The following is a 19,354-nucleotide window of genomic DNA, read 5'->3' as shown; positions in this document are numbered from 1 at the left end:
GACGATTCCCTGCGTTGCACCGGGCACGGGAGTCAGGGGAAGAGGGTTTCGCACATGAAGAAGGCGTTGGCCGGACTGCTCGGCCTGGCGGGCGTGGCGTGGGCGTTGAAGGACGTGCCCCGGCAGCTCGGCGGGAAGCCGGATCCGGTCCACATGTCGCGCTCGCCGCGCTACCGCGACGGGAAGTTCCACAACGACAAGGAAGTCCGCACGATCCCGGACCGGGACTCGTTCTCGATCAGCGACTTCGTGCGCGGTGGACAGGACCGCAAGCCGGCGGTGGCGGTACCGCTGGTGGGACCCGCCACGCCGGTCACCGACGGACTGCACGTCACCTGGTACGGCCACGCGTCCGCGCTGATCGAGATCGACGGCGCCGCCGTGCTCCTCGATCCTGTGTGGAGCGACCGCGTCTCGCCGTCCGCACACGTCGGTCCCAAGCGACTGCACCCGGTTCCGCACGAGTTGTCGGATTTGCCCGACATCGCTGCCGTCGTGATCTCGCACGACCACTACGACCACCTCGACATGGAGACCGTGCAGGCGCTGACCGCCCGGACGTCCGCGGTGTTCGTGGTGCCGCTCGGGCTCGGCGCCCACCTGGCCCGCTGGGACGTGCCGGCCGACCGCGTCGTGGAACTGGACTGGGACGAGTCGCACACCGTCGCCGGGTTCACGCTCACTTGCACTGCGGCGCAACACTTCTCCGGCCGTTCGGTGCAGCGCAACGTGACGCTGTGGGCGTCCTGGGTGATCAAGCGCGGTGAGCGTGCCGTGTTCTACAGCGGCGACACCGGCTACTTCCCGGGGTACGCGGCCATCGGTGCGGAGCACGGGCCGTTCGACGTGGTGCTGATGCAGGTCGGCGCCTACAACGACGCGTGGGCGGACATCCACATGACGCCGGAGGAAGGCGTGCAGGCGTTCAAGGATCTCGGTGGCGAGCTGCTGATCCCGGTGCACTGGGCGACGTTCAACCTCGCGCTGCACCCGTGGGGCGAGCCGATCGACCGCGTGTGGCGGGAGATCAAGGCGAGCGGGCTGAAGCTCGCGGTGCCGAGGCCCGGTGAACGGGTGGACGTGGACAAGCCGGCCGAGGTCGACGGCTGGTGGCAGGCGCTCGCCTGAGAGGCGCACCTGGGACGATGGACCGGTGACACGAATCGTTGCCGGGACCGCGGGAGGCCGCAGGCTCAAGGTCCCGCCCAAGGGCACGCGCCCCACGTCCGACCGCGTGCGGGAAGCGTTGTTCAGCTCGCTCGAAGCGATGATCGACCTCGACGGCGTGCAGGTGCTCGACCTGTACGCCGGGTCGGGGGCGCTCGGCTTCGAGGCGCTCAGCCGGGGTGCGGCGCACGCGACGTTCGTCGAGTCGGACAAGCGGGCCGCCGACGTCCTCAAGGGCAACGCCAAGGAGCTCGGGTTCGCGAACACGGCCGTCGTGAATCGCACGGCCGAGGCGTACGTCACGGCCGAGGGGGAGAAGTTCGACGTCGTGTTCGCCGACCCTCCGTACGCCGTGGGCGACGACGAGCTCGCCAAAGTGCTCCGCGGGATCGTGCCCAGGCTCGCCGGGGACGCCATCTTGATCGTGGAACGTGCTTCGCGAAGCGCCGAACCAGCCTGGCCTGAAGAAGTGGAATCCTTGCGTGCCAAGCGTTATGGCGACACGGCCGTGTACTGGGCGCAGGTGCGTTCTGATGGGTGACGAGAACCACGGACACGCCTGGAGGCGTCCGATCGGGTGCTAACGTCCGGCGCATGACGCGTGCCGTGTACCCCGGCTCCTACGACCCGGTAACCAACGGTCACCTGGACATCATCGGGAGAGCCGCGCACCTCTTCGAAGAGGTTGTCGTCGCCGTGCTCATCAACAAGAACAAGCGAACCTTGTTCGACGTCGAAGAGCGCCAGGAGATGCTGATCGAGGTCACGGCGCAGTGGGACAACGTGCGCGTGGACTCGTGGCACGGCTTGTTGGTCGACTACTGCCGCGAGAACAACATCAAGGCCATCGTGAAGGGCCTGCGCGCGGTCAGCGACTACGACTACGAGCTGCAGATGGCGCAGATGAACCACCAGCTCACCGGCGTCGACACGCTGTTCATGCAGGCCAGCCCGCAGTACTCCTACCTGGCGTCCTCGCTGGTCAAGGAGGTCGCGACGTACGGCGGCGACGTCTCGACGCTGCTGCCGGCGTCCATCGAGCGGCGGCTGCAGCAGCGCCTCGCCGAGACCAGGTAGTCGCCGCGCTAGAGCGCGAGCTTCATCCCTACGTGGGACGCGGTGAACCCGAGCCGTTCGTAGAACCGGTGCGCGTCCACCCGCGATGCGTCCGTCGTCAGCTGCACCACACCGCAACCGCGTGCGCGCGCCTCGTCGATCGCCCACCTCATCAGGTGCTCGCCGAGGCCGTTGCCGCGCTGGTCGGAACGCACCCGCACGGCCTCGACGGTCGCACGGGTCATGCCCAGGCGCGACAGGCCGGACGTGAACGTCAGCTGCAGCGTGCCCACGACCTCACCGCCGGCGTCGGCCACGGCCAGGTACTGGTGCGGGTCGGCGTCGATCACCTCGAACGCCTTCAGGTAGGCCGGATCGCCCGGCGTCTCTCGCTGCGCGCCGAGCGGGTCGTCCGCCAGCATCGCCACGATCGGGTGGACGTCGGCGGCGACGGCCCGCCTGATTGTGATCTTCACGTTTCTCCCCGGCTGGATGTGGGCAAATCCTGACACGCCCTGCCGATCTCCCTCTCCCGAGGAGATCGGCAGGGCACACTTGCGGGTGGGAGTCACAGGGGTTAGGGAGTGAGACGTGTACCGGGTGTTCGAGGCACTCGACGAGCTCGTCACGATCGTCGAGGAAGCGCGCGGAGTACCGATGACCTCGGGCTGCGTGGTGCCGCGCGGCGACGTGCTCGAACTGCTCGACGACGTGCGTGACGCGATCCCTGCCGAACTCGACGACGCGCAGGACGTGCTGGACCACCGCGACGAGGTCGTCGGCAAGGCCAAGCACGAGGCCGAGTCGGGCGTGTCCAAGGCACGCGCGGACGCGGACCGCATGCTCGCCGAGGCGCAGGCCGAAGCGGAGGCGATGCTGTCCGACGCGCGCGCCCGCGCCGAGCGGATGATCGCCGAGGCGGAGGATCAGGCCGAACGGACCGTGTCCGCCGGTCGCCAGGAGTACGACGACCTGGTGGGCCGCTCGCACGCCGAGGCCGAGCGCATGATCCAGGCGGGCCGCGCGAACTACGAGCGCGCCACCGAGGACGGCCGCGCCGAGCAGGCGAGGCTCGTCAACGAGCAGGAGGTCGTCCGGGCGGCGCACGCCGAGGCGGCACGCCTGCTCGACGCCGCCCAGAGCGAGTCGATCCGGCTGCGGTCGGAGTGCGACGCGTACGTGGACGGCAAGCTCGCGGACTTCGAGGACCTCCTCGCGCACACGCTCAGGTCGGTCGGCAAGGGCCGTTCGCACCTGCGCGGACCGGCCGTCGCGGGTGCCGCGGCGCCGTTCGACTACGGTTCCTGACGAACCAGCTCGCCCGGACGTGTGATTCGCGCTACGTCGGACAGGTGCGATCACCTGCCGATTTCACGCACGGGGGCGTCGTCCCGTACCCTGGACCGGCTGGACGTGGTAGGTCCCCGCCGGCAAAACCCGAAATCATGACTGAGCATCGTCACGCGTCCACGCGTCCCACAGCATCCGGTCCCTGGGTCATCGACACCAGGGACATCGGCCGTCGCGCCGGCCTCAGCCGACCCTTCGTGAGGTCGGTTCCCGGCGCTGGAGTGGGGCTGCTCGGGGTGATCGCGGTGCCCGAGGACGGGGAAGTGGAGCTCGACCTCCTGATCGAATCGGTCGTGGAGGGCCTGCTCGTGTCGGGGACAGCGTTCGCGAAGGTCGAAGGGGAGTGCTCGAGGTGTCTCGAGCCGCTCACCGATGAGGTTGAAGTCCGGATCACCGAGCTCTACGCCTGGCCGGACAGCACCACGGAGGCGACCACTGATGAAGACGAGGTCAGCCGGATCGTCAACGATCTGATCGACCTCGAGCCTGTGGTGCGGGACGCCATCGTTCTCGCACTGCCGCAGGCACCGCTCTGCGAGCCGGACTGCAAGGGGCTTTGCTCCGAGTGTGGTGGCAGGTGGGCGGAGCTCGGGCCCGACCACGGGCATGAGACGATTGACCCTCGTTGGGCCGCGTTGCAAGAGCGGTTCAGCGATGACAACTCGGAGGAGAAGTAGTCGTGGCCGTCCCGAAGCGGAAAATGTCGCGTTCGAACACCCGTGCGCGCCGTTCCCAGTGGAAGACGTCTGCCGTGCACCTGGTGGCGTGCTCCAACAAGGCTTGCCGCCAGCCGAAGCCGCAGCACGTCGCCTGCCCGGCCTGTGGTCAGTACGCTGGCCGCCAGGTCGCTCAGCCGGCCTGATCTCCTCGGCGACGTAGTGGGGGGAAAGCCGCCGCGCGCACCGCAAGCGGACCGCGCGGAACTGCTCGAAGCGCTCGGCGTCCAGTTGGACGCCGAGCTGCTCGTGCTGTCGCTCACCCACAGGTCTTACGCGTACGAGAACGGCGGCTTGCCGCCGAACGAGCGTCTCGAGTTCCTGGGAGACGTGGTACTGGGGCTGGTCGTGACCGACCACCTCTACCGCACTCATCCCGACCTTCCAGAAGGTCAGCTCGCGAAGCTCCGTGCCAGCGTGGTCAACATGCACGCGCTGGCCGGCGTCGCGCGCAACCTGAGTGAGGGCGGGCTCGGTGCACACCTGTTGCTCGGTCGTGGCGAAGAACTGACCGGGGGCAGGGACAAGGCGAGCATTCTCGCTGACGGTCTCGAGGCCGTCATCGGTGCGGTGTACCTGCAGTTCGGTATCGATACCGCACGAACGTTCGTTCACCGGCTGTTCGATCCGCTCTTGGCCAAAGCTCCGCTTTTGGGTGCTGGACTGGACTGGAAGACAAGCCTGCAGGAGCTCACCGCTCAAGCCAGTCTCGGCGTCCCGGAGTACCGCGTGGACGACCAGGGGCCGGACCACCGCAAGGAGTTCACCGCCACGGTGCTCGTCGGTGGCCAGCCCTACGGCAAGGGTGATGGGCGCACCAAGAAGGAAGCCGAGCAGAAAGCCGCCGAAGCGGCTTATCATGTTCTGTCGGAACGGGCCAAGGCCGAGCAGGAGTCGGTCGTGGCCAAGAACGGACAGAATGGCGCCTCGGTGACGCCAGGGATCTCCCCAACCGAGGAAGACTGAGACCGCAAATGTATGCGACCAGGAACCGCACGAACCGCCGCACGCGCACCAATCGCGGGCCGGTGAACACCTCCCGCAGCGGAGGAATCCAGGGACTTGTGCTGGTCAGGGACACGAGCCGCGCGGGTGTGTGGGTGCTCAAGCCCACCAAGCCGCAGGCCGCCGTGATCGAGGCGCAGCCCGTCGACGAGGGCAAGTCCGAAGCCTGACGTGCCCGAACTCCCAGAGGTCGAGGTAGTACGCCTCGGCCTCGAAGCCCACGTCGCCGGCCGGGTCATCTCCTCGGTAGAGGTGTTGCACCCACGCGCCATCCGCCGGCACGACCTGGGTTCCTTGGACTTCTGCGCGCGCTTGGTCTCGCAACCGATGGTGGCAGCCAAGCGCCGCGGCAAGTACCTCTGGGTCGAACTGGCCGACAAGGCCGCCATGCTCGCGCACCTGGGCATGAGCGGCCAAATGCTCGTCCAACCCTCGTCGGCCCCCGACGAGAAGCATCTGCGCGTCCGTTTCACGTTCGACGACGGCGGACCCGAACTCCGTTTCGTTGATCAACGCACCTTCGGCGGCCTCGCTCTGGCCGAGTTGGTCGAGGTCGACGGCACCCTGGTCCCCGACTCCGTCGCGCACATCGCTCGCGACCCCATGGACCCCTTGTTCTCCCGTGATGCTGCCGTGCGCGCGTTGCGCCTGCGTCACACCGAGGTCAAGCGCGCTTTGCTGGACCAGACCCTCGTGTCCGGTATCGGCAACATCTACGCCGACGAGGCCCTGTGGCGCGCGAAGCTGCACGGCACCCGGATGACGGACAAGCTGGCCAAGGTCAAGGCCGCCGAACTGCTGGACCACGCCACCGACGTGATGCGTGAGGCGCTCGGCCAGGGCGGAACCTCGTTCGACGCCCTGTACGTCAACATCAACGGGCAGTCCGGGTACTTCGACCGCTCCTTGAACGCATATGGCCAGGAAAATCGGCCGTGCAAGCGGTGTGGTGCGTCGATGATCCGAGAGCCGTTCATGAACCGCTCCTCGTACTCGTGCCCGCGTTGCCAGCCTCGCCCCAGGGCTTGAGGCTCTTCTTCCCCTGCTCGCGCCCCCGGTGACAACCGGCGCACGCGCTTGAGCGTCCTGTAGTCAAAACCTTGCTCGGCGTCTCAAATCTCGAAGCCGTAACGCGCGTTGGACAGTACTGCGCACTGCGTAGTACCGTCCACGGCGCAACAGTGGGGTCGGAGGGCCGATGGACACCAGTCAACTGCTCAAAGGGGTGCTGGACCTGGCCGTGCTTGCGGTTCTGCGCAAGGACGACGGGTACGGGTATGACGTGGTGCGCAGACTGCGCGCCGGGGGACTGAACGAAGTGGGTGACGCGTCGGTGTACGGCACGCTGCGGCGGCTCTACAACGCGGGGATGCTGACCTCGTACGTGGTGCCGAGCGAAGAAGGCCCGCACCGCAAGTACTACAGCATCAACGAGACCGGGCGGGCGCGCCTGGCTGAGTCGAGGGAGACGTGGAGGTCGTTCGCCAGCACGCTGGACGGCCTGCTCGAGGAGGTCGCAGCATGAACACCCAAGCGCTCGGTGTCGAGCACTACCTGGCCGGGATGCGTGCCGCCCTCGACGACCTGCCGCCCAACGAGGTCGCCGAGATCATGGAGGACGTCGAGGCGCACGTCGCCGAACTGTCCACGGAACTCGGTGAGGACGAGACGCTGGAGCGGCGGCTCGGGTCTCCTGACCAGTACGCGCAGGAACTGCGGCAGGCGGCCGGGTATCCGCCGAAGACCGAACGGTTGCCGGTCACCACGAAGGGCGGCTGGCTGACCAGGCCTCGGGCCGCCGCGTGGGGGCTCGTGGCCGCCACCGGTGTCACGCTGCTGGCGGGGGCGGCGGCGTTGCGGGAGCCGGCGATTCTGCTGCTGCCCGGGGTGATCCTGGTGCTCAGCCTCGCACTGGTGCACGACCGCGGGCCGCTCCAGCAGGAGATCATGAACCTGCCGGAGACGCACCGGTTGAAGAAGTGGCTGACGCCGGAGCAGGGGACGCCGGCGGAACGGGCGCTGACCTACCTGAAGTCGCTGCAGCCCGCGTGGTGGTTGATCCGGGCCGGTCTGCTCGGGCTCGGGGCGGTGCTGCTCGCCGGTCGCGACATCCTCGGGTTCCTGGCGCTCGCCGCGATCGCGGTGGTGTCGGTGTTCGCCGGGCCGCGCGCCAAGATCGACCGGCGGTGGCTGTGGTTCAGCCTGCCCGCGTCGGCGCTGGCCGTGGGGCTGCTCTTCCAGGTGATCGACGTGACGGCGAACCAGCTGGCGTACGGCTCGTCGTCGCGCTCGTCCTACCCGCAGCCGATGGTCGAGACGTACGAGAACATCTACGCGTACGACGAGAACGGCAAGCTGCTCACGAACGTGCTGTTGTACGACCAGGACGGCCAGCCCATCAACGCGCCGCGAAGCTACAACAGCTGCAACGAGCCCGGTAACGGGCCTGAGCCGGTGATTCCGGCTAACCGCTATCCGCGGGCGAAGATCGACTACCAAAACGGTGTTTGTTACACGGTGGCACCGAGCGTGTCCGCTCCGTCATCAACGGCGAGTACACCACCGTCGAGTTCTGGAAGCGCACCTTCGAGCTCGGTGCCACCCACTTCCGTGTCACCCAGCAAGTAAACGTAGGAGCGGGGCCCGTCGGGGGGTCCCGCTCCTACTTGTTCTGCTGTGGTTCGGCCAGGCCCCGCAAAACCGGCATGGCCGAGCGCAGGTGTTCTCTGTCTTCTGGCGAAAGTTCGGACATTCTTTCACTCAATAGTTCGGCTTCGCCGTGAGCGAGCGACAGGATCGTCTCGCGACCGACTTCGGTGAGCACGACTATCGTTGCTCTGCCGTCGGCGGCATCTGGCTCGCGACGGACGAGGCCGGTGGACTCCAGGCTGGTCACGACGGTTGTGGCGGTCGGCTGCGAACACAGGGCGCGCACCGCGATCTCGCCGATCCGCATCGGGCCGTGGGCGCTCAGTTCTGACAGCACCAATAACTGGGTGGGTTGCAAACGGCGGGCCGGAGCGGCCTGCCGAAGACTTCGCACCAGCCGGTGCACGGCCACCACGAGTTGAAGTGCCTCGTGGTTGGTGACGGTGGTGGGCATCGTTTCTCCGCGCGCATGTGATTGTCCGAATTCGGACACGAACCCTGGCACTTTCCCTCATTCACGCTCCGCGCGCTATCCGCCAACTGCCGATAACCCATTCGGCCGTTGTGGTGACGCGGGGTGTCACGGCGCGCGTCTGACACACTTAAATGTGCTGGTAAACGGCGTAAAAAGCGCAGCGCAGCTCACTCGAACGGGCGCCGTGCTGAAGCATGATTCAACGAGACAGATCTCCTGACAGAACTGTGGGAAGGCGCACTCGTTTCGCCGTGTGGCGCAGCGCATACCACCGAACGGTCCACGTCAGGTCAGGAGCAGACTGGGCCGGTGAGTCCGAAACCCCGACGTGGCGAGCTTCGCATCCATCTCGGCGCCGCTCCCGGCGTAGGCAAGACGTTCGCCATGCTCGGTGAGGCGCACCGCAGGCGGGAACGCGGCACAGATGTGGTCATCGGATTTGTGGAGACCCACGGCCGTGCGAAGACCGCCGAACTGGTCGAAGGCCTGGAAAACGTCGCGCGCAGGCACTCCGCGCACCGCGGCGTCGAACTCACCGAGATGGACGTGGACGCCGTGCTGGCGCGTGCGCCGCAGCTTGCTGTGGTCGACGAACTGGCCCACACGAACGCGCCGGGATCCCGTAATGCAAAGAGGTGGCAAGACGTCGAGGAACTCCTCGAAGCCGGGATTGATGTGCTGTCGACAGTCAACATTCAGCACCTGGAATCGCTCAACGACGTCGTTCACCGCATAACCGGCGTGCCGCAGAAGGAAACGGTGCCCGACGAGGTCGTGCGCAAAGCCGACCAGACGCAGCTCGTCGACCTCACGCCGGAAGCGCTGCGCCGCCGGCTCGCGCACGGTGACGTCTACGCGGCGAACAAGATCGACGCCGCGCTCGGCAACTACTTCCGCGTCGGAAACCTCACGGCGCTGCGCGAACTGGCGTTGCTGTGGGTCGCCGACCAGGTCGACGTCGCGTTGCTGCGCTACCGGACCGAGCAGCAGATCACCGACACATGGGAGACGCGTGAACGCGTCGTCGTCGCGATCACCGGTGGCGCGGAGAGCGAGACTCTCATCCGTCGCGCGCGTCGCATCGCCACGCGCGCGGGTGGTGACCTTCTGGTCGTGCACGTCCTTCGTGGTGATGGCCTCGCGGGCGCCGATCCACACTCACTGCAGAAGTACCGCAAGCTCGCCGAGGACGTCGGTGCCACGTTCCACACCGTCGTAGGCGATGACGTGCCGACGGCACTGCTGGAGTTCTCACGGGGCGTCAACGCCACACAGCTCGTGGTCGGCACCTCGCGCCGTTCGCGGTTCGCGCGCGTGTTCTCGGCAGGTATCGGCTCCACAGTCGTGCAGGAGTCCGGCGCGATAGACGTTCACATGGTCACGCACCCGGCGACGACCAACGGCTGGCGTGCCCGGTTCGCGGGCAGCCCGTTGAAGCCGGGCAGGCTCGCCTGGGGCTGGTTCCTCGCGGTCGCCGGTCCCGCGCTGGTCACCGCGGCCGGCGCGTCGCTGCGCAGCGGCCTGAACTTCTCCACGAACGTCATCGGCTACCTGCTGGTCACGCTGGTCGTCGCGATCGTCGGCGGGCTCGGCCCCGCGATCGCCGCCGCGCTGATCAACGCGTTGCTGCTGAACTTCTTCTTCACCGAGCCCTTCTACACGTTCACCATCGACGCCCAGCAGAACGTGCTCACCTTCTTCGCGATGATCATCGTGGGCGTCTCCACGGCGTTGGTGGTGGACCGCGCCGCTCGCCGCGCGACCCAGGCAGCGCGCGCTCGCACCGAGGCCACGCTCCTCGCGTCGTACGCGCGCACCGTGCTGACGAACCCGTATCCGCTCACACGGCTGTTGGAGAAGGTGAAGGAGAACTTCGGACTGACGTCCGTCGCGCTGTTGGAACGAGTCGACGGCTCCTGGGAACGCGTCGCGTGCGTCGGCATCAGCCCGTGCGACGAGCCCGACGACGCGGACGTCGACATCGCCGTGACCCCGGAAGTGCACCTGGCGCTGCGCGGCCGTTCGCTGCCGGCGTCCGACCGCCGAGTCCTCGAAGCGGCCGCGGGCCAGGCGTTGCTCGCGCTGAGGCAGCAACGCATGACAGAGCAGACCCTCGAAGCCCAGCGCCAGGCCTCCCGCACGGAGCTGCGCACCGCGTTGCTGTCCGCCGTCGGCCACGACCTCCGCACGCCGCTGACGTCGATCAAGGCCTCCGTGGGCTCGTTGCGCGACCCGGAGCTGCAACTCTCGGACTCCGACACGGCCGAGTTGCTGGAGGCGGTCGAGGAGTCGGCGGACCGGCTCACCGGCCTCGTCGACAACCTTCTCGACTCCTCCCGCCTCGCCACGGGCGCCGTGGAACCGCAGTTCCGCGCCGTCGACTACTACGAGGCCGTCGCGCGGGCCCTGGTCGGCCAGCCCGGCGACATCGAGGTCGACGTCCCGGAGTCACTGCCGCCCGTGCGTGCCGACGTGGGCCTGCTCGAACGAGTGATCGCGAACGTCGTCGGCAACGCCCTGCGTTACGCCGGCGCGGTGGCGCTGCGAGCATCGGCCCACGGCTCCGAGGTGGAGCTGCGCGTCGTCGACCACGGCCGAGGCCTGCCCAGCGGCACGGCGGACCAGGTCTTCGCCCCTTTCCAGCGCCTGGGCGACCGCACGCCGGGTGGCGTTGGTCTCGGTCTGAGCGTGGCGAAGGGCTTCACCGAGGCGATGGGAGGCACGATCACCATGGAGGACACACCCGGTGGCGGCCTCACCGTGGTGATCTCACTCCCCGCAGAGGAGAGGGTCGCGTGACAAAAGTACTGGTGGTCGACGACGAGCCGCAGATCGTGCGCGCCCTGCGGATCAACCTCTCGGCCCGCGGCTACGAGGTCCTCACAGCCCCTGACGGCACCACGGCCCTCCGCCTGGCGGCAGACGGCAAGCCAGACGTGGTGGTACTGGACCTGGGCCTGCCCGACATGGACGGCACCGACGTCATCGCGGGCCTGCGGGGCTGGACCAGCCTCCCGATCATCGTGCTGTCCGCCCGCACCGACTCGACCGACAAGGTCGACGCCCTCGACGCCGGCGCCGACGACTACGTGACAAAACCATTCGGCATGGATGAACTCCTCGCCCGCCTGCGCGCCGCCGTCCGCCGCTCGGCCGCAGCGGGCCCCGAGGACGAGCCGATCGTGAAGACGGCCTCGTTCACCGTCGACCTGGCGGCGAAGCGCGTGCTCAAGGACGGCGTCGAGGTCCACCTCACGCCCACCGAGTGGGGCCTGCTGGAGGTGCTCGCACGCAACGCGGGAAAGCTCGTCGCGCAGAAACAGCTGCTGCGGGACGTGTGGGGGCCCGCGTACGAGAAGGAGACGCACTACCTGCGGGTGTACCTGGCGCAGCTGCGGCGGAAGCTGGAGCCGGAGCCCGCGCGGCCGCGGCACCTGCTCACCGAGCCCGGCATGGGGTACCGGTTCGAGCTGTGACGAATGGGAGCCGTTCGGGTGCGCCTCCTCGCCGAGTTGATGCGGAGGCCGGGCGCGCTGCCGAGTTCGGTCCGCGGCCCGGTTGGCGAGGGCTCAACCGGGCCGCGTTCGGTTCGTTGAACCTGCTGTGCGTTTGTTGGCGCGCACGGCGCTGCCGATCGGTCAGGCGGATGCTGCGAGCGTGCTGGCGTTCGCCACGCTCAGGACTGTCCCGGACTAGGGCTTCGGGTCCGGCGGAGGCGTGCTCGACGACGAGGACGACGGCGGCTCGGTCGACGGGGACGTCGAGGACGAAGAGGTCGACGACGGCGGCTCGGTCTGAGACGGCGGCGGGGTGCTCTGCGTCGGCTTGGTCGGCTTCGCCGGGTCGGTGGTCAGCTGCGGCTGGTCGGGCGTGCCCGGCTTCGGCTGGTCCTGCGGGCGGGCGGCCTGTTTGCGGTCCGGTGCGGACGACGGCTTCGGGGCGCCGGAGGACACGGTGACCACCACGGTGCTGGTGCTGCCGTCGGGGGCGACGCTCGTGATGGTCTGCACGACGTCGGCGGACGTGCGTTCCGGGCTCGCTTCACGGCCGGAGGCGGCCAGCATGGAGGCCACGGTGGCGAACAGGGTCGCCACGACCACGCCGCCCGCAGCCAGCATCACTGCCGTGCCCATGCGCTTCTTCGGCTGGGCCTGCTCTGTCGGTGACTGCGGATGATCTTCCTCGAACACCACTCGCTCCTCGGGGGAAACCCGGTCGGATGGACTTGCGTTCGAGTTATCGGCGGAAACGAACCTTCGCCTCAGCAGAGCCACACCTTCGTGTAGCTCTGCGTCACTTGGCGGTGACGGGCGTAACCCTAGGACGTCGGCGTCGTTGAGGACGACCCCGGCGGGTTGGGGTCGGACGGCGGAGTGGAAGGCGTCGAAGGGGGATTCGAAGGGGTAGAGGGCTTGTCCGGGCTCGACGGCGTGTTCTGCGGCGGGTCGTCGGTCGTGACCGTCGTCGTGGTGCCGTCGGGACGCGTGATGGTCGTGACGCGCGTCTGCTTCTTCGTCGTCGTGGTCGCCGAGGTGGCGGTGGTGGTCTCCGGGGCCGACGACGTCTGTTCGACGGTCGTGGTCGGCGCGGAGGTCGGGACGATGCTCAGGGCGTCGCGCACGGCCTCCTTGCGCGGCGGCTGGGTCGCCGGTGACTCGGAGGCGCTGTCGGAGCCTGCGGCGAAGGAGGCGACGGCGGCGAAGACGGTCGCCAGCACGACGCCTGAGGCGGCTAGGACGACCTGCGGCGCACCTCGGTAGAAGCGCGAGCGCGAGTCCGGTTCCGGGCTCTCGTACACGAAGTTTCCCCTGCTCGAACGGTCAGCGGCCGAAGTTCTGGGTCCAGTAGTTGCCACGGGTGTCCAGTCCCACGCCCATCGTGGTGAAGCTGCAGTTCTCGATGTTCTGGCGGTGACCGGTGGACTTCATCCAGCCGTCCACGACCGCCGCGGCGGTCGGGTAGCCCATCGCGATGTTCTCGCCGCCCGGCTTCGGGTAGCCGGCTTCCTTCATCCGCACGTCGAACGTCCTGCCGTCCTGCGACGTGTGGGAGAAGTACTTCTTGGTCGCCATGTCCGTGCTGTGGGCCTGCGCGGCGGTCGTGATGCGGTCGTCGATCACGAGGGCCTTGCACCCCGCCGCGGCACGGGCGTCGTTCGTGAGCGCGAGCACGGCCTGCTCCGGCGTCTGGCCGGTCGGCTGCTGCGCGGGCGGCTGAGCGGGCGGGTTCGGCGCCTCGGGGGGTGGCGTCGTGGTGGACGGGGACGCCGGCGTCGAAGGCGTGGAGGAAGGCGTCTCGGACGTCGCCGAGGTGGCGGGCACCGAGGAGGACGTCTGGGAGGCGGGGGCGCCGGTGTCGGCGTTGCCGCCGTCGGACTGCGGTCTGTTGCCGTTGGGTGCGGCGGCGTTGCCCGTTCCGAACTGGTTCGCTGCGTCAGTGGTCTCCTGCTGCGCGGCATTGGTGAAACCGATGCCGAGAGGGGAGGTACCGGAGAGGGCGAGGCCGCCGATTCCGGTTGCACCGATCAGCAGGCCGAGTAAGAGGCTGCGGGCACTCACGAGCCGGGACCGTACCACTAATGGGTGACAACCCCAGAGTGCGTCTTCGGTCACCTGGCGTGACTACGCAACCATTCGGAGGTGGACGTGCGACTAAACGCGTGGGTGCGAGGACGGGTTCAGGGTGTTGGTTTTCGCTGGTGGACGCGAGCCAGGGCACTAGAACTGGGCCTGGTCGGGAGTGCTTCGAACAGGCCTGACGGGCGGGTCGAGGTCGTTGCCGAGGGTTCGCGGGAGAACTGTGAACAACTGCTGAATGCTCTCCGTTCGGGTGAAACCCCCGGACACGTCGAATCTGTCGGTGAGCAGTGGTCGGACGCCAGGGGTGATCTGACCGGGTTCGTCGAGCGCTGAACCGTTCTCGGAGGGATGGCGTAGTAGGAGATCGTGGACTCCTCGGAAGACGTCCTCATCCAGCTGTACGACCGCTGGAGAGGCCCGCTGCTGCACTACGTGCTGCGGCTGGTCGATGGCGACTATCAGCAGGCAGAGGACGTCGTGCAGGAGACCCTGCTCCGCGCGTGGCGGCACCACGAGGAGTTGAAACCGGACGACGCGGCGCCGTGGCTCTACACGGTCGCGAAGAACCTGGTGATCTCCGGCTACCGCCGCCGCAACGCACGCGCGACCGAGGTGCCGCTCGAACCGGTGGACCTGCCGCCGGTCAGCGACCAGGTCGAACACGTGCTGCAGACGTGGCAGATCGCGTCGGCGCTGCGGGCGCTCACGCCAGAGCACCGGACGGTCGTCATCGAGCTCTACTACCGCCGCCGCACCGTCGCGGAGGCCGCCAAGACGCTCGGCATCCCGCCGGGCACGGTCAAGTCGCGCTGCTTCTACGCACTGCGGGCGCTGCGCGACGCGCTGGAGGAAAGAGGGGTGACCGAGGCGTGAGCTGCCAGCACACCGTCGACGTCGGCGCCTATCTCTTCGGCTCGCTCGACCTCAAGGAACGAGCCGCGTTCGAACGTCACCTCGGCACCTGCGACTGCTGCCAGGCCGAGATGCTGCGGCTGGCCCCGCTGCCGGGCCTGCTCGGCCGCCTGACCCTGGAGGACGTCGAGAACCTCGACGAGATCCCCGCCAGCCCGCCGGCGCCGAAGCACGACCAGCGCCGGGTGCTGATCGCGTGCGCGGCTGTCCTCGTCCTCCTCGCGCTGGTCGGGGGCGGTTTCCTCCTGCGGCAGACGCCGTCGCGGGACACAGCGGCGCCGTCCTCGTCGTCCCAGCCGCCCACGCCGACCTGGGCCGCCAAGGACGCCGCCAGCGGTGTGAACGGCGAGGTGTCGATGGTCTCGAAGACCTGGGGCACCGAGATGTGGTTCAAGCTCGGCGAGGTCAGGCCCGGCGCGCGCTGCAAGGTCATCGTGTTCGACCGGCAGGGCCAGCGGGAGGTCGGCGGCTGGTGGGGGTCCGACCACGAGCCTGACGAGCGAATTCCCGGTTCGACGTCGTTCAAGGTCGACCAGATCGAACGCATGGAGGTGTCCGACGAAAGCGGGCTGTTGGTTACTCTCCGTCCATAGACGCGCAGGTCAACCCACGCGTCCCGCATCACCCGCAAGCGCTTGGGTACTCTGCCCCGCGTGCATCTCAAGAGCCTGACGCTGAAGGGCTTCAAGTCCTTCGCCTCGGCTACCACGCTGCGCTTCGAGCCCGGCATCACCTGTGTGGTCGGTCCCAACGGGTCCGGCAAGTCCAACGTGCTCGACGCGCTGCGCTGGGTGATGGGCACGCAGGGCGCCAAGGACCTGCGCGGCGGCAAGATGGAGGACGTCATCTTCGCCGGCACGTCCGGCCGCGCGCCGCTCGGCCGCGCCGAGGTGACGCTGACGATCGACAACGCCGACGGCATGCTGCCGATCGAGTACACCGAGGTGTCGATCACCCGCCGCATGTTCCGCGAGGGTGCCACCGAGTACGAGATCAACGGCAACTCCTGCCGCCTGATGGACATCCAGGAGTTGCTTTCGGACTCCGGCATCGGCCGCGAGATGCACGTGATCGTCGGTCAGGGCCAGCTCGCCGCGATCCTCGAGTCCAAACCGGAGGAACGGCGCGCGTTCATCGAAGAGGCCGCCGGCGTCCTGAAGCACCGCAAGCGCAAGGAAAAGGCGCTGCGCAAGCTGGAGGCGATGCAGGCGAACCTGACGCGCCTCACCGACCTCACCGCGGAACTGCGCCGCCAGCTCAAGCCTCTCGGCAAGCAGGCCGAGATCGCCCGCCGCGCGCAGGTCGTCCAGTCCGAGCTGCGGGACAGCAAACTCCGCCTGCTCGCCCACGACCTGGTGACGCAGCGCGAGACCATCGCGCAGGAGGAGCACGACGAGGCGAAGGCCCGCGTGCGCCGCGCCGAGGTCGAGAAGTCGTTGCAGGCCGCGCAGTACCAGCAGAACGAGCTGGAGGAGCGGGTCGCCGCCGACGCGCCGAAGCTGCAGGCCGCGCAGGACACCTGGTACCGGCTGTCCGCTTTGGAGGAACGCCTCCGCGGCACCGTGCGCCTCGCCGCCGAACGAGCCCGTCACCTGTCCGACGTCGTGGACGCCCCCAGCAGGGGCCGCGACCCGGACGACCTCGACCGCGAGGCCGAGGAGACCGCCGAGATGGAGCTGGAGCTCCAGGAAGGCGTGACCGAGGCCCGCATCGCGCTGGCGGAGGCCGTGGAGACGCGTGCCGAGCTGGAGCGCATGGTCTCGCAGGCGGAGAAGGCGCACATCGCCGCCGTCCGCGCGATCGCCGACCGCCGCGAGGGCCTCGCCCGCCTGTCCGGTCAGGTGGAAGCGTTGCGCAGCAAGACGAGCGCGACCGCCGAGGAGATCGAACGACTGTCAGTCACGCTGTCCGAGGCCTCCGAACGCGTCGAGTTCGCGTCGATGGAACTGGCCGAGGCCCGCGAGATCACCGGCACCGAGGACGAGGACGACCACGGCCTCGACGAACGCCACCGCCAGGCCGTGCAGTCCAACGACGCGGCCAGGCAGCGCGTCGAGGAGCTGGTCAAGGCAGAACGCACCGCAGAACGCGACATCGCGTCGTGGCGAGCCCGTGTCGACGCCCTCTCGCTGGGCCTGACGCGCAAGGACGGAGCGGGCGCGCTGCTCGCGTCGGACGTGCCCGGCCTGCTGGGTTCCGTCGCCGCGCTGCTGACCGTCGAGCCCGGTTTCGAGGTGGCGCTGGCCGCCGCGCTCGGCCCGATCGCCGACGCCGTCGCGGTGTCGTCCGGCGACGGCGCGCTGCAGGCGCTGAAGCTGTTGAAGGAGAAGGACGGCGGCCGCGCGGGCGTGCTGATCGGCTCGCACGGGTCCGCTGTGGACACGAGCCAGTGGGGACACCTGCCGCACGGTGCGAGGTGGGCGATCGACGTCGTGCACGCGCCCGAGGCGTTGCGTCCGGCGTTGGCCCGCGCGCTCGATCGCCTTGCCGTGGTCGGAGATCTGGACACCGCTGCCGGGTTCCACGGCCGCGCGGTGACCCGGGAGGGCGACCTCTTCGGCACGGACTGGGCCGTCGGCGGCTCGGGTGCCCAGGGCCAGAGCGTCATCGAGGTGCAGGCCGCCGTCGACGAGGCGCAGGAGCAGCTCGCGACCGCAGAACGGGCGCTGGAGCACGCTTCGGCCGCGCTGGAAGGCGCCCGCGCCGAGCAGCAGGCCCGCCGCAAGGTGCTCGACGCGGTCAAGGAGGCCATGCAGGAGGCCAAGGTCCGCCAGGCCCGCTCCGGCGAGCGGCTGAACCGGATGGCCACGGCGGTGCGCTCCGCGGAGGCCGAGGTCAGCCGCATCACCGAGCAGCGCGCCAAGGTCGAGCGGTCGCGTGAGGAAGCCCTGCTGAAGCTGGGCGAGCTCGAAGAGCGGCTGCTGATGGCCGAGGAGGAGCAGACCCTCGACGACGAGCCGGACACCGAGCAGCGCGACGAACTGGCCGCAGAGCTCGCTCAGGCCCGTCAGGGCGAGATGGACGCACGTCTGGTGCAGCGCACCGCGGAAGAGCGCGCACGGGCGTTGCAGGGCAAAGCAGAGGGCCTCCGTCGGGCCGCGCGCGCCGAGCGTGAGGCACGCGAACGCCATGCCCGCGCGACCCAGCACCGCGCCCGCGGCGCCGTGGTGGCGAAGGCCGTCGCTCGCGGCGGTGAGCAGGCGCTGGAACGCATCGAGATCTCGCTGGCCCGTGCCACCCGTGAGCGCGACCAGGCCCAGGAACGCCGTTCGCAGCACGAACTCCTGCTCACACAGGTGCGCAACCTGGTGCGCGAGATGTCCGGCGAGCTGGAGAAGCTCGTCGACGCCGTGCACCGCGACGAGGTCCTGCGCGCCGAGCAGCGCATGCGCATCGAGCAGCTGGAAACGAAGATCGCCGAGGACTTCGGCATCGGCCTGGAAGACCTGACCAACGAGTACGGGCCCGACGTCATGGTGCCCGCCTCGGCCGCCGAGATGGCGGAGTACCAGGCCGCCAAGGAACGCGGCGAGCAGGTCTCCGAGCCGCAGCCGATGCCGTTCGACCGCGACACCCAGCTGCGTCGCGCCAAGCGTGCCGAGCGCGACATGTCGTTGCTGGGCAAGGTGAACCCGCTGGCGCTGGAGGAGTTCGCGGCGCTGGAGGAGCGCTACAAGTTCCTCTCCACGCAGCTGGAGGACATCAAGGACACCCGCCGCGACCTGCTCACCGTCGTGAAGGAGGTCGACGACAAGATCCTCGAGGTCTTCACGCTGGCCTACGAGGACGTGGCGCGCGAGTTCGAGGTCGTCTTCAAGGTCCTGTTCCCCGGCGGCGAAGGCCGCCTGGTGCTGACCGAGCCCGACGACATGCTGACCACCGGCATCGAGCTGGAGGCCCGCCCGCCCGGCAAGAAGGTCAAGCGCCTGTCGCTGCTCTCCGGTGGCGAGAAGTCGCTGGCCGCGGTCGCGATGCTGGTCGCGATCTTCCGCGCCCGCCCCTCACCGTTCTACGTGATGGACGAGGTCGAGGCCGCGCTGGACGACACGAACCTGCACCGGTTGATCACCCTGTTCGAGCAGCTGCGGGAGAAGTCGCAGCTGCTGATCATCACGCACCAGAAGCCGACCATGGAGATCGCGGACGCCCTGTACGGCGTCTCGATGCGCGGTGACGGCATCTCGCAGGTGATCTCGCAGCGGCTGCGCACGTCCAGCGAGGTGTCCGCGCGTGCGGCGGCGAAACCCGTCGCGGCGGCGGAGCCGACGGAGATCGCGGAGCCGGTGCAGACTGCGGAGCCGACGGAGCCCGTGGAGCCCGTGGCGGAACCTTCGCCCGAACCGGTCGAACCGGCGGACGCAGAGGCCTGAGAGGGCGGCCGGAGCGGTGCCTGGGGGGCTTTGACCAGCCCCGGCCGCGGCCTCTACGCGCCTGAGGGGATGAGA

Annotated in this window: 22 protein-coding genes; 18 read left to right on the top strand and 4 right to left on the bottom strand. The window is 68.8% G+C overall.

Features of this window, described 5'->3' with window-relative positions:
• Positions 1-54: 54 nt before the first annotated feature.
• Genes ACIRG5_RS18300 through coaD form a run of 3 tightly spaced genes read left to right on the top strand, consistent with a single transcriptional unit; the run spans position 55 to position 2,244 of the window.
• Positions 55-1,128, top strand: coding sequence for an MBL fold metallo-hydrolase (locus ACIRG5_RS18300; RefSeq protein ID WP_402905943.1), 1,074 nt, complete (start codon positions 55-57; stop codon positions 1,126-1,128).
• Positions 1,129-1,153: 25 nt separating this feature from the next.
• Positions 1,154-1,708: a 16S rRNA (guanine(966)-N(2))-methyltransferase RsmD gene (gene rsmD / locus ACIRG5_RS18295; protein ID WP_402905942.1), complete on the top strand. Its 555-nt coding sequence runs from the start codon at positions 1,154-1,156 to the stop codon at positions 1,706-1,708.
• Between the two features lie 53 nt (positions 1,709-1,761).
• Positions 1,762-2,244: a pantetheine-phosphate adenylyltransferase gene (coaD, locus tag ACIRG5_RS18290; protein ID WP_402905941.1), complete on the top strand. Its 483-nt coding sequence runs from the start codon at positions 1,762-1,764 to the stop codon at positions 2,242-2,244.
• 8 nt (positions 2,245-2,252) lie between these two features.
• Here the strand turns inward: coaD and ACIRG5_RS18285 are convergent, their stop codons facing one another.
• Positions 2,253-2,693, bottom strand: a complete 441-nt coding sequence (locus tag ACIRG5_RS18285; RefSeq protein WP_402906213.1) for a GNAT family N-acetyltransferase — start codon at positions 2,691-2,693, stop codon at positions 2,253-2,255.
• 121 nt (positions 2,694-2,814) lie between these two features.
• On the opposite strand from ACIRG5_RS18285, the gene ACIRG5_RS18280 reads away from it, so the two are divergent.
• The 8 genes from ACIRG5_RS18280 (at position 2,815) to ACIRG5_RS18245 (ending at position 7,922) form a co-directional block, all read left to right on the top strand.
• A complete protein-coding gene (locus ACIRG5_RS18280; protein ID WP_402905939.1) occupies positions 2,815-3,531 on the top strand; it encodes a DivIVA domain-containing protein in 717 nt (238 codons plus the stop codon).
• A 137-nt stretch (positions 3,532-3,668) separates the two neighbouring features.
• Positions 3,669-4,250, top strand: a complete 582-nt coding sequence (locus ACIRG5_RS18275) for a YceD family protein (protein ID WP_319977613.1) — start codon at positions 3,669-3,671, stop codon at positions 4,248-4,250.
• A gap of 2 nt (positions 4,251-4,252) precedes the next feature.
• Positions 4,253-4,435: a 50S ribosomal protein L32 gene (rpmF, locus tag ACIRG5_RS18270; RefSeq protein ID WP_030467958.1), complete on the top strand. Its 183-nt coding sequence runs from the start codon at positions 4,253-4,255 to the stop codon at positions 4,433-4,435.
• Between the two features lie 16 nt (positions 4,436-4,451).
• Positions 4,452-5,255: a ribonuclease III gene (rnc, locus tag ACIRG5_RS18265; protein WP_402906211.1), complete on the top strand. Its 804-nt coding sequence runs from the start codon at positions 4,452-4,454 to the stop codon at positions 5,253-5,255.
• 8 nt (positions 5,256-5,263) lie between these two features.
• A complete protein-coding gene (locus ACIRG5_RS18260) occupies positions 5,264-5,464 on the top strand; it encodes a hypothetical protein (RefSeq protein WP_093593249.1) in 201 nt (66 codons plus the stop codon).
• Between the two features lies 1 nt (position 5,465).
• A complete protein-coding gene (gene mutM / locus ACIRG5_RS18255; RefSeq protein ID WP_402905937.1) occupies positions 5,466-6,323 on the top strand; it encodes a bifunctional DNA-formamidopyrimidine glycosylase/DNA-(apurinic or apyrimidinic site) lyase in 858 nt (285 codons plus the stop codon).
• Between the two features lie 169 nt (positions 6,324-6,492).
• Positions 6,493-6,819, top strand: coding sequence for a PadR family transcriptional regulator (locus tag ACIRG5_RS18250; RefSeq protein WP_089917641.1), 327 nt, complete (start codon positions 6,493-6,495; stop codon positions 6,817-6,819).
• Positions 6,816-7,922 carry a DUF1700 domain-containing protein gene (locus tag ACIRG5_RS18245; protein WP_402905935.1) on the top strand — a complete coding sequence of 369 codons (1,107 nt, stop codon included), beginning with the start codon at positions 6,816-6,818 and terminating at the stop codon, positions 7,920-7,922. Before ACIRG5_RS18250 ends, ACIRG5_RS18245 begins: the two co-directional genes overlap by 4 nt.
• Before the next feature lie 34 nt (positions 7,923-7,956).
• Here ACIRG5_RS18245 and ACIRG5_RS18240 read toward each other — a convergent pair whose 3' ends face one another.
• Entirely contained in the window at positions 7,957-8,397 is a 441-nt protein-coding gene (locus ACIRG5_RS18240; RefSeq protein ID WP_319977601.1) for a MarR family transcriptional regulator, read from the bottom strand.
• A gap of 330 nt (positions 8,398-8,727) precedes the next feature.
• Between ACIRG5_RS18240 and ACIRG5_RS18235 the strand changes: the two genes are divergently transcribed.
• Entirely contained in the window at positions 8,728-11,217 is a 2,490-nt protein-coding gene (locus ACIRG5_RS18235; protein WP_402905933.1) for a DUF4118 domain-containing protein, read from the top strand.
• Positions 11,214-11,894, top strand: a complete 681-nt coding sequence (locus ACIRG5_RS18230; protein WP_402905931.1) for a response regulator — start codon at positions 11,214-11,216, stop codon at positions 11,892-11,894. The genes ACIRG5_RS18235 and ACIRG5_RS18230 overlap by 4 nt, the downstream gene beginning before the upstream one ends.
• A 216-nt stretch (positions 11,895-12,110) precedes the next feature.
• Here the strand turns inward: ACIRG5_RS18230 and ACIRG5_RS18225 are convergent, their stop codons facing one another.
• Positions 12,111-12,608, bottom strand: a complete 498-nt coding sequence (locus tag ACIRG5_RS18225) for a hypothetical protein (protein WP_402905929.1) — start codon at positions 12,606-12,608, stop codon at positions 12,111-12,113.
• 222 nt (positions 12,609-12,830) lie between these two features.
• Here ACIRG5_RS18225 and ACIRG5_RS18220 point away from each other — a divergent pair, with 222 nt between their 5' ends.
• Positions 12,831-13,178 carry a hypothetical protein gene (locus ACIRG5_RS18220; protein ID WP_402905927.1) on the top strand — a complete coding sequence of 116 codons (348 nt, stop codon included), beginning with the start codon at positions 12,831-12,833 and terminating at the stop codon, positions 13,176-13,178.
• 60 nt (positions 13,179-13,238) lie between these two features.
• Here the strand turns inward: ACIRG5_RS18220 and ACIRG5_RS18215 are convergent, their stop codons facing one another.
• Entirely contained in the window at positions 13,239-13,976 is a 738-nt protein-coding gene (locus tag ACIRG5_RS18215) for a CAP domain-containing protein (RefSeq protein ID WP_402905925.1), read from the bottom strand.
• Positions 13,977-14,057: 81 nt separating this feature from the next.
• On the opposite strand from ACIRG5_RS18215, the gene ACIRG5_RS18210 reads away from it, so the two are divergent.
• Genes ACIRG5_RS18210 through smc form a run of 4 tightly spaced genes read left to right on the top strand, consistent with a single transcriptional unit; the run spans position 14,058 to position 19,279 of the window.
• Entirely contained in the window at positions 14,058-14,330 is a 273-nt protein-coding gene (locus tag ACIRG5_RS18210) for an acylphosphatase (RefSeq protein ID WP_402905923.1), read from the top strand.
• 33 nt (positions 14,331-14,363) lie between these two features.
• Complete coding sequence (locus tag ACIRG5_RS18205; protein WP_093593275.1) at positions 14,364-14,870, top strand: sigma-70 family RNA polymerase sigma factor; 507 nt, start codon at positions 14,364-14,366, stop codon at positions 14,868-14,870.
• Positions 14,867-15,502, top strand: a complete 636-nt coding sequence (locus ACIRG5_RS18200) for an anti-sigma factor family protein (RefSeq protein ID WP_402905921.1) — start codon at positions 14,867-14,869, stop codon at positions 15,500-15,502. The genes ACIRG5_RS18205 and ACIRG5_RS18200 overlap by 4 nt, the downstream gene beginning before the upstream one ends.
• A gap of 60 nt (positions 15,503-15,562) precedes the next feature.
• Complete coding sequence (smc, locus tag ACIRG5_RS18195; protein ID WP_402905919.1) at positions 15,563-19,279, top strand: chromosome segregation protein SMC; 3,717 nt, start codon at positions 15,563-15,565, stop codon at positions 19,277-19,279.
• Positions 19,280-19,354: the final 75 nt, after the last annotated feature.

It is taken from the genome of Lentzea sp. NPDC102401, assembly GCF_044765805.1.
Classification (GTDB): domain Bacteria; phylum Actinomycetota; class Actinomycetes; order Mycobacteriales; family Pseudonocardiaceae; genus Lentzea; species Lentzea sokolovensis.
Note: the sequence above shows the minus strand (reverse complement) of the source record. Positions and strands in the feature narration are given on the sequence as shown.

Excerpts from the sequence above, each read along its gene's own strand:
- ACIRG5_RS18300 (WP_402905943.1), top strand. The coding sequence starts at position 55 with ATGAAGAAGGCGTTGGCCGGACTGCTCGGCCTGGCGGGCGTGGCGTGG.
- ACIRG5_RS18245 (WP_402905935.1), top strand. The coding sequence starts at position 6,816 with ATGAACACCCAAGCGCTCGGTGTCGAGCACTACCTGGCCGGGATGCGT.
- ACIRG5_RS18275 (WP_319977613.1), top strand. The coding sequence starts at position 3,669 with ATGACTGAGCATCGTCACGCGTCCACGCGTCCCACAGCATCCGGTCCC.
- ACIRG5_RS18260 (WP_093593249.1), top strand. The coding sequence starts at position 5,264 with ATGTATGCGACCAGGAACCGCACGAACCGCCGCACGCGCACCAATCGC.
- coaD (WP_402905941.1), top strand. The coding sequence starts at position 1,762 with ATGACGCGTGCCGTGTACCCCGGCTCCTACGACCCGGTAACCAACGGT.
- ACIRG5_RS18250 (WP_089917641.1), top strand. The coding sequence starts at position 6,493 with ATGGACACCAGTCAACTGCTCAAAGGGGTGCTGGACCTGGCCGTGCTT.
- ACIRG5_RS18240 (WP_319977601.1), bottom strand. The coding sequence starts at position 8,397 with ATGCCCACCACCGTCACCAACCACGAGGCACTTCAACTCGTGGTGGCC.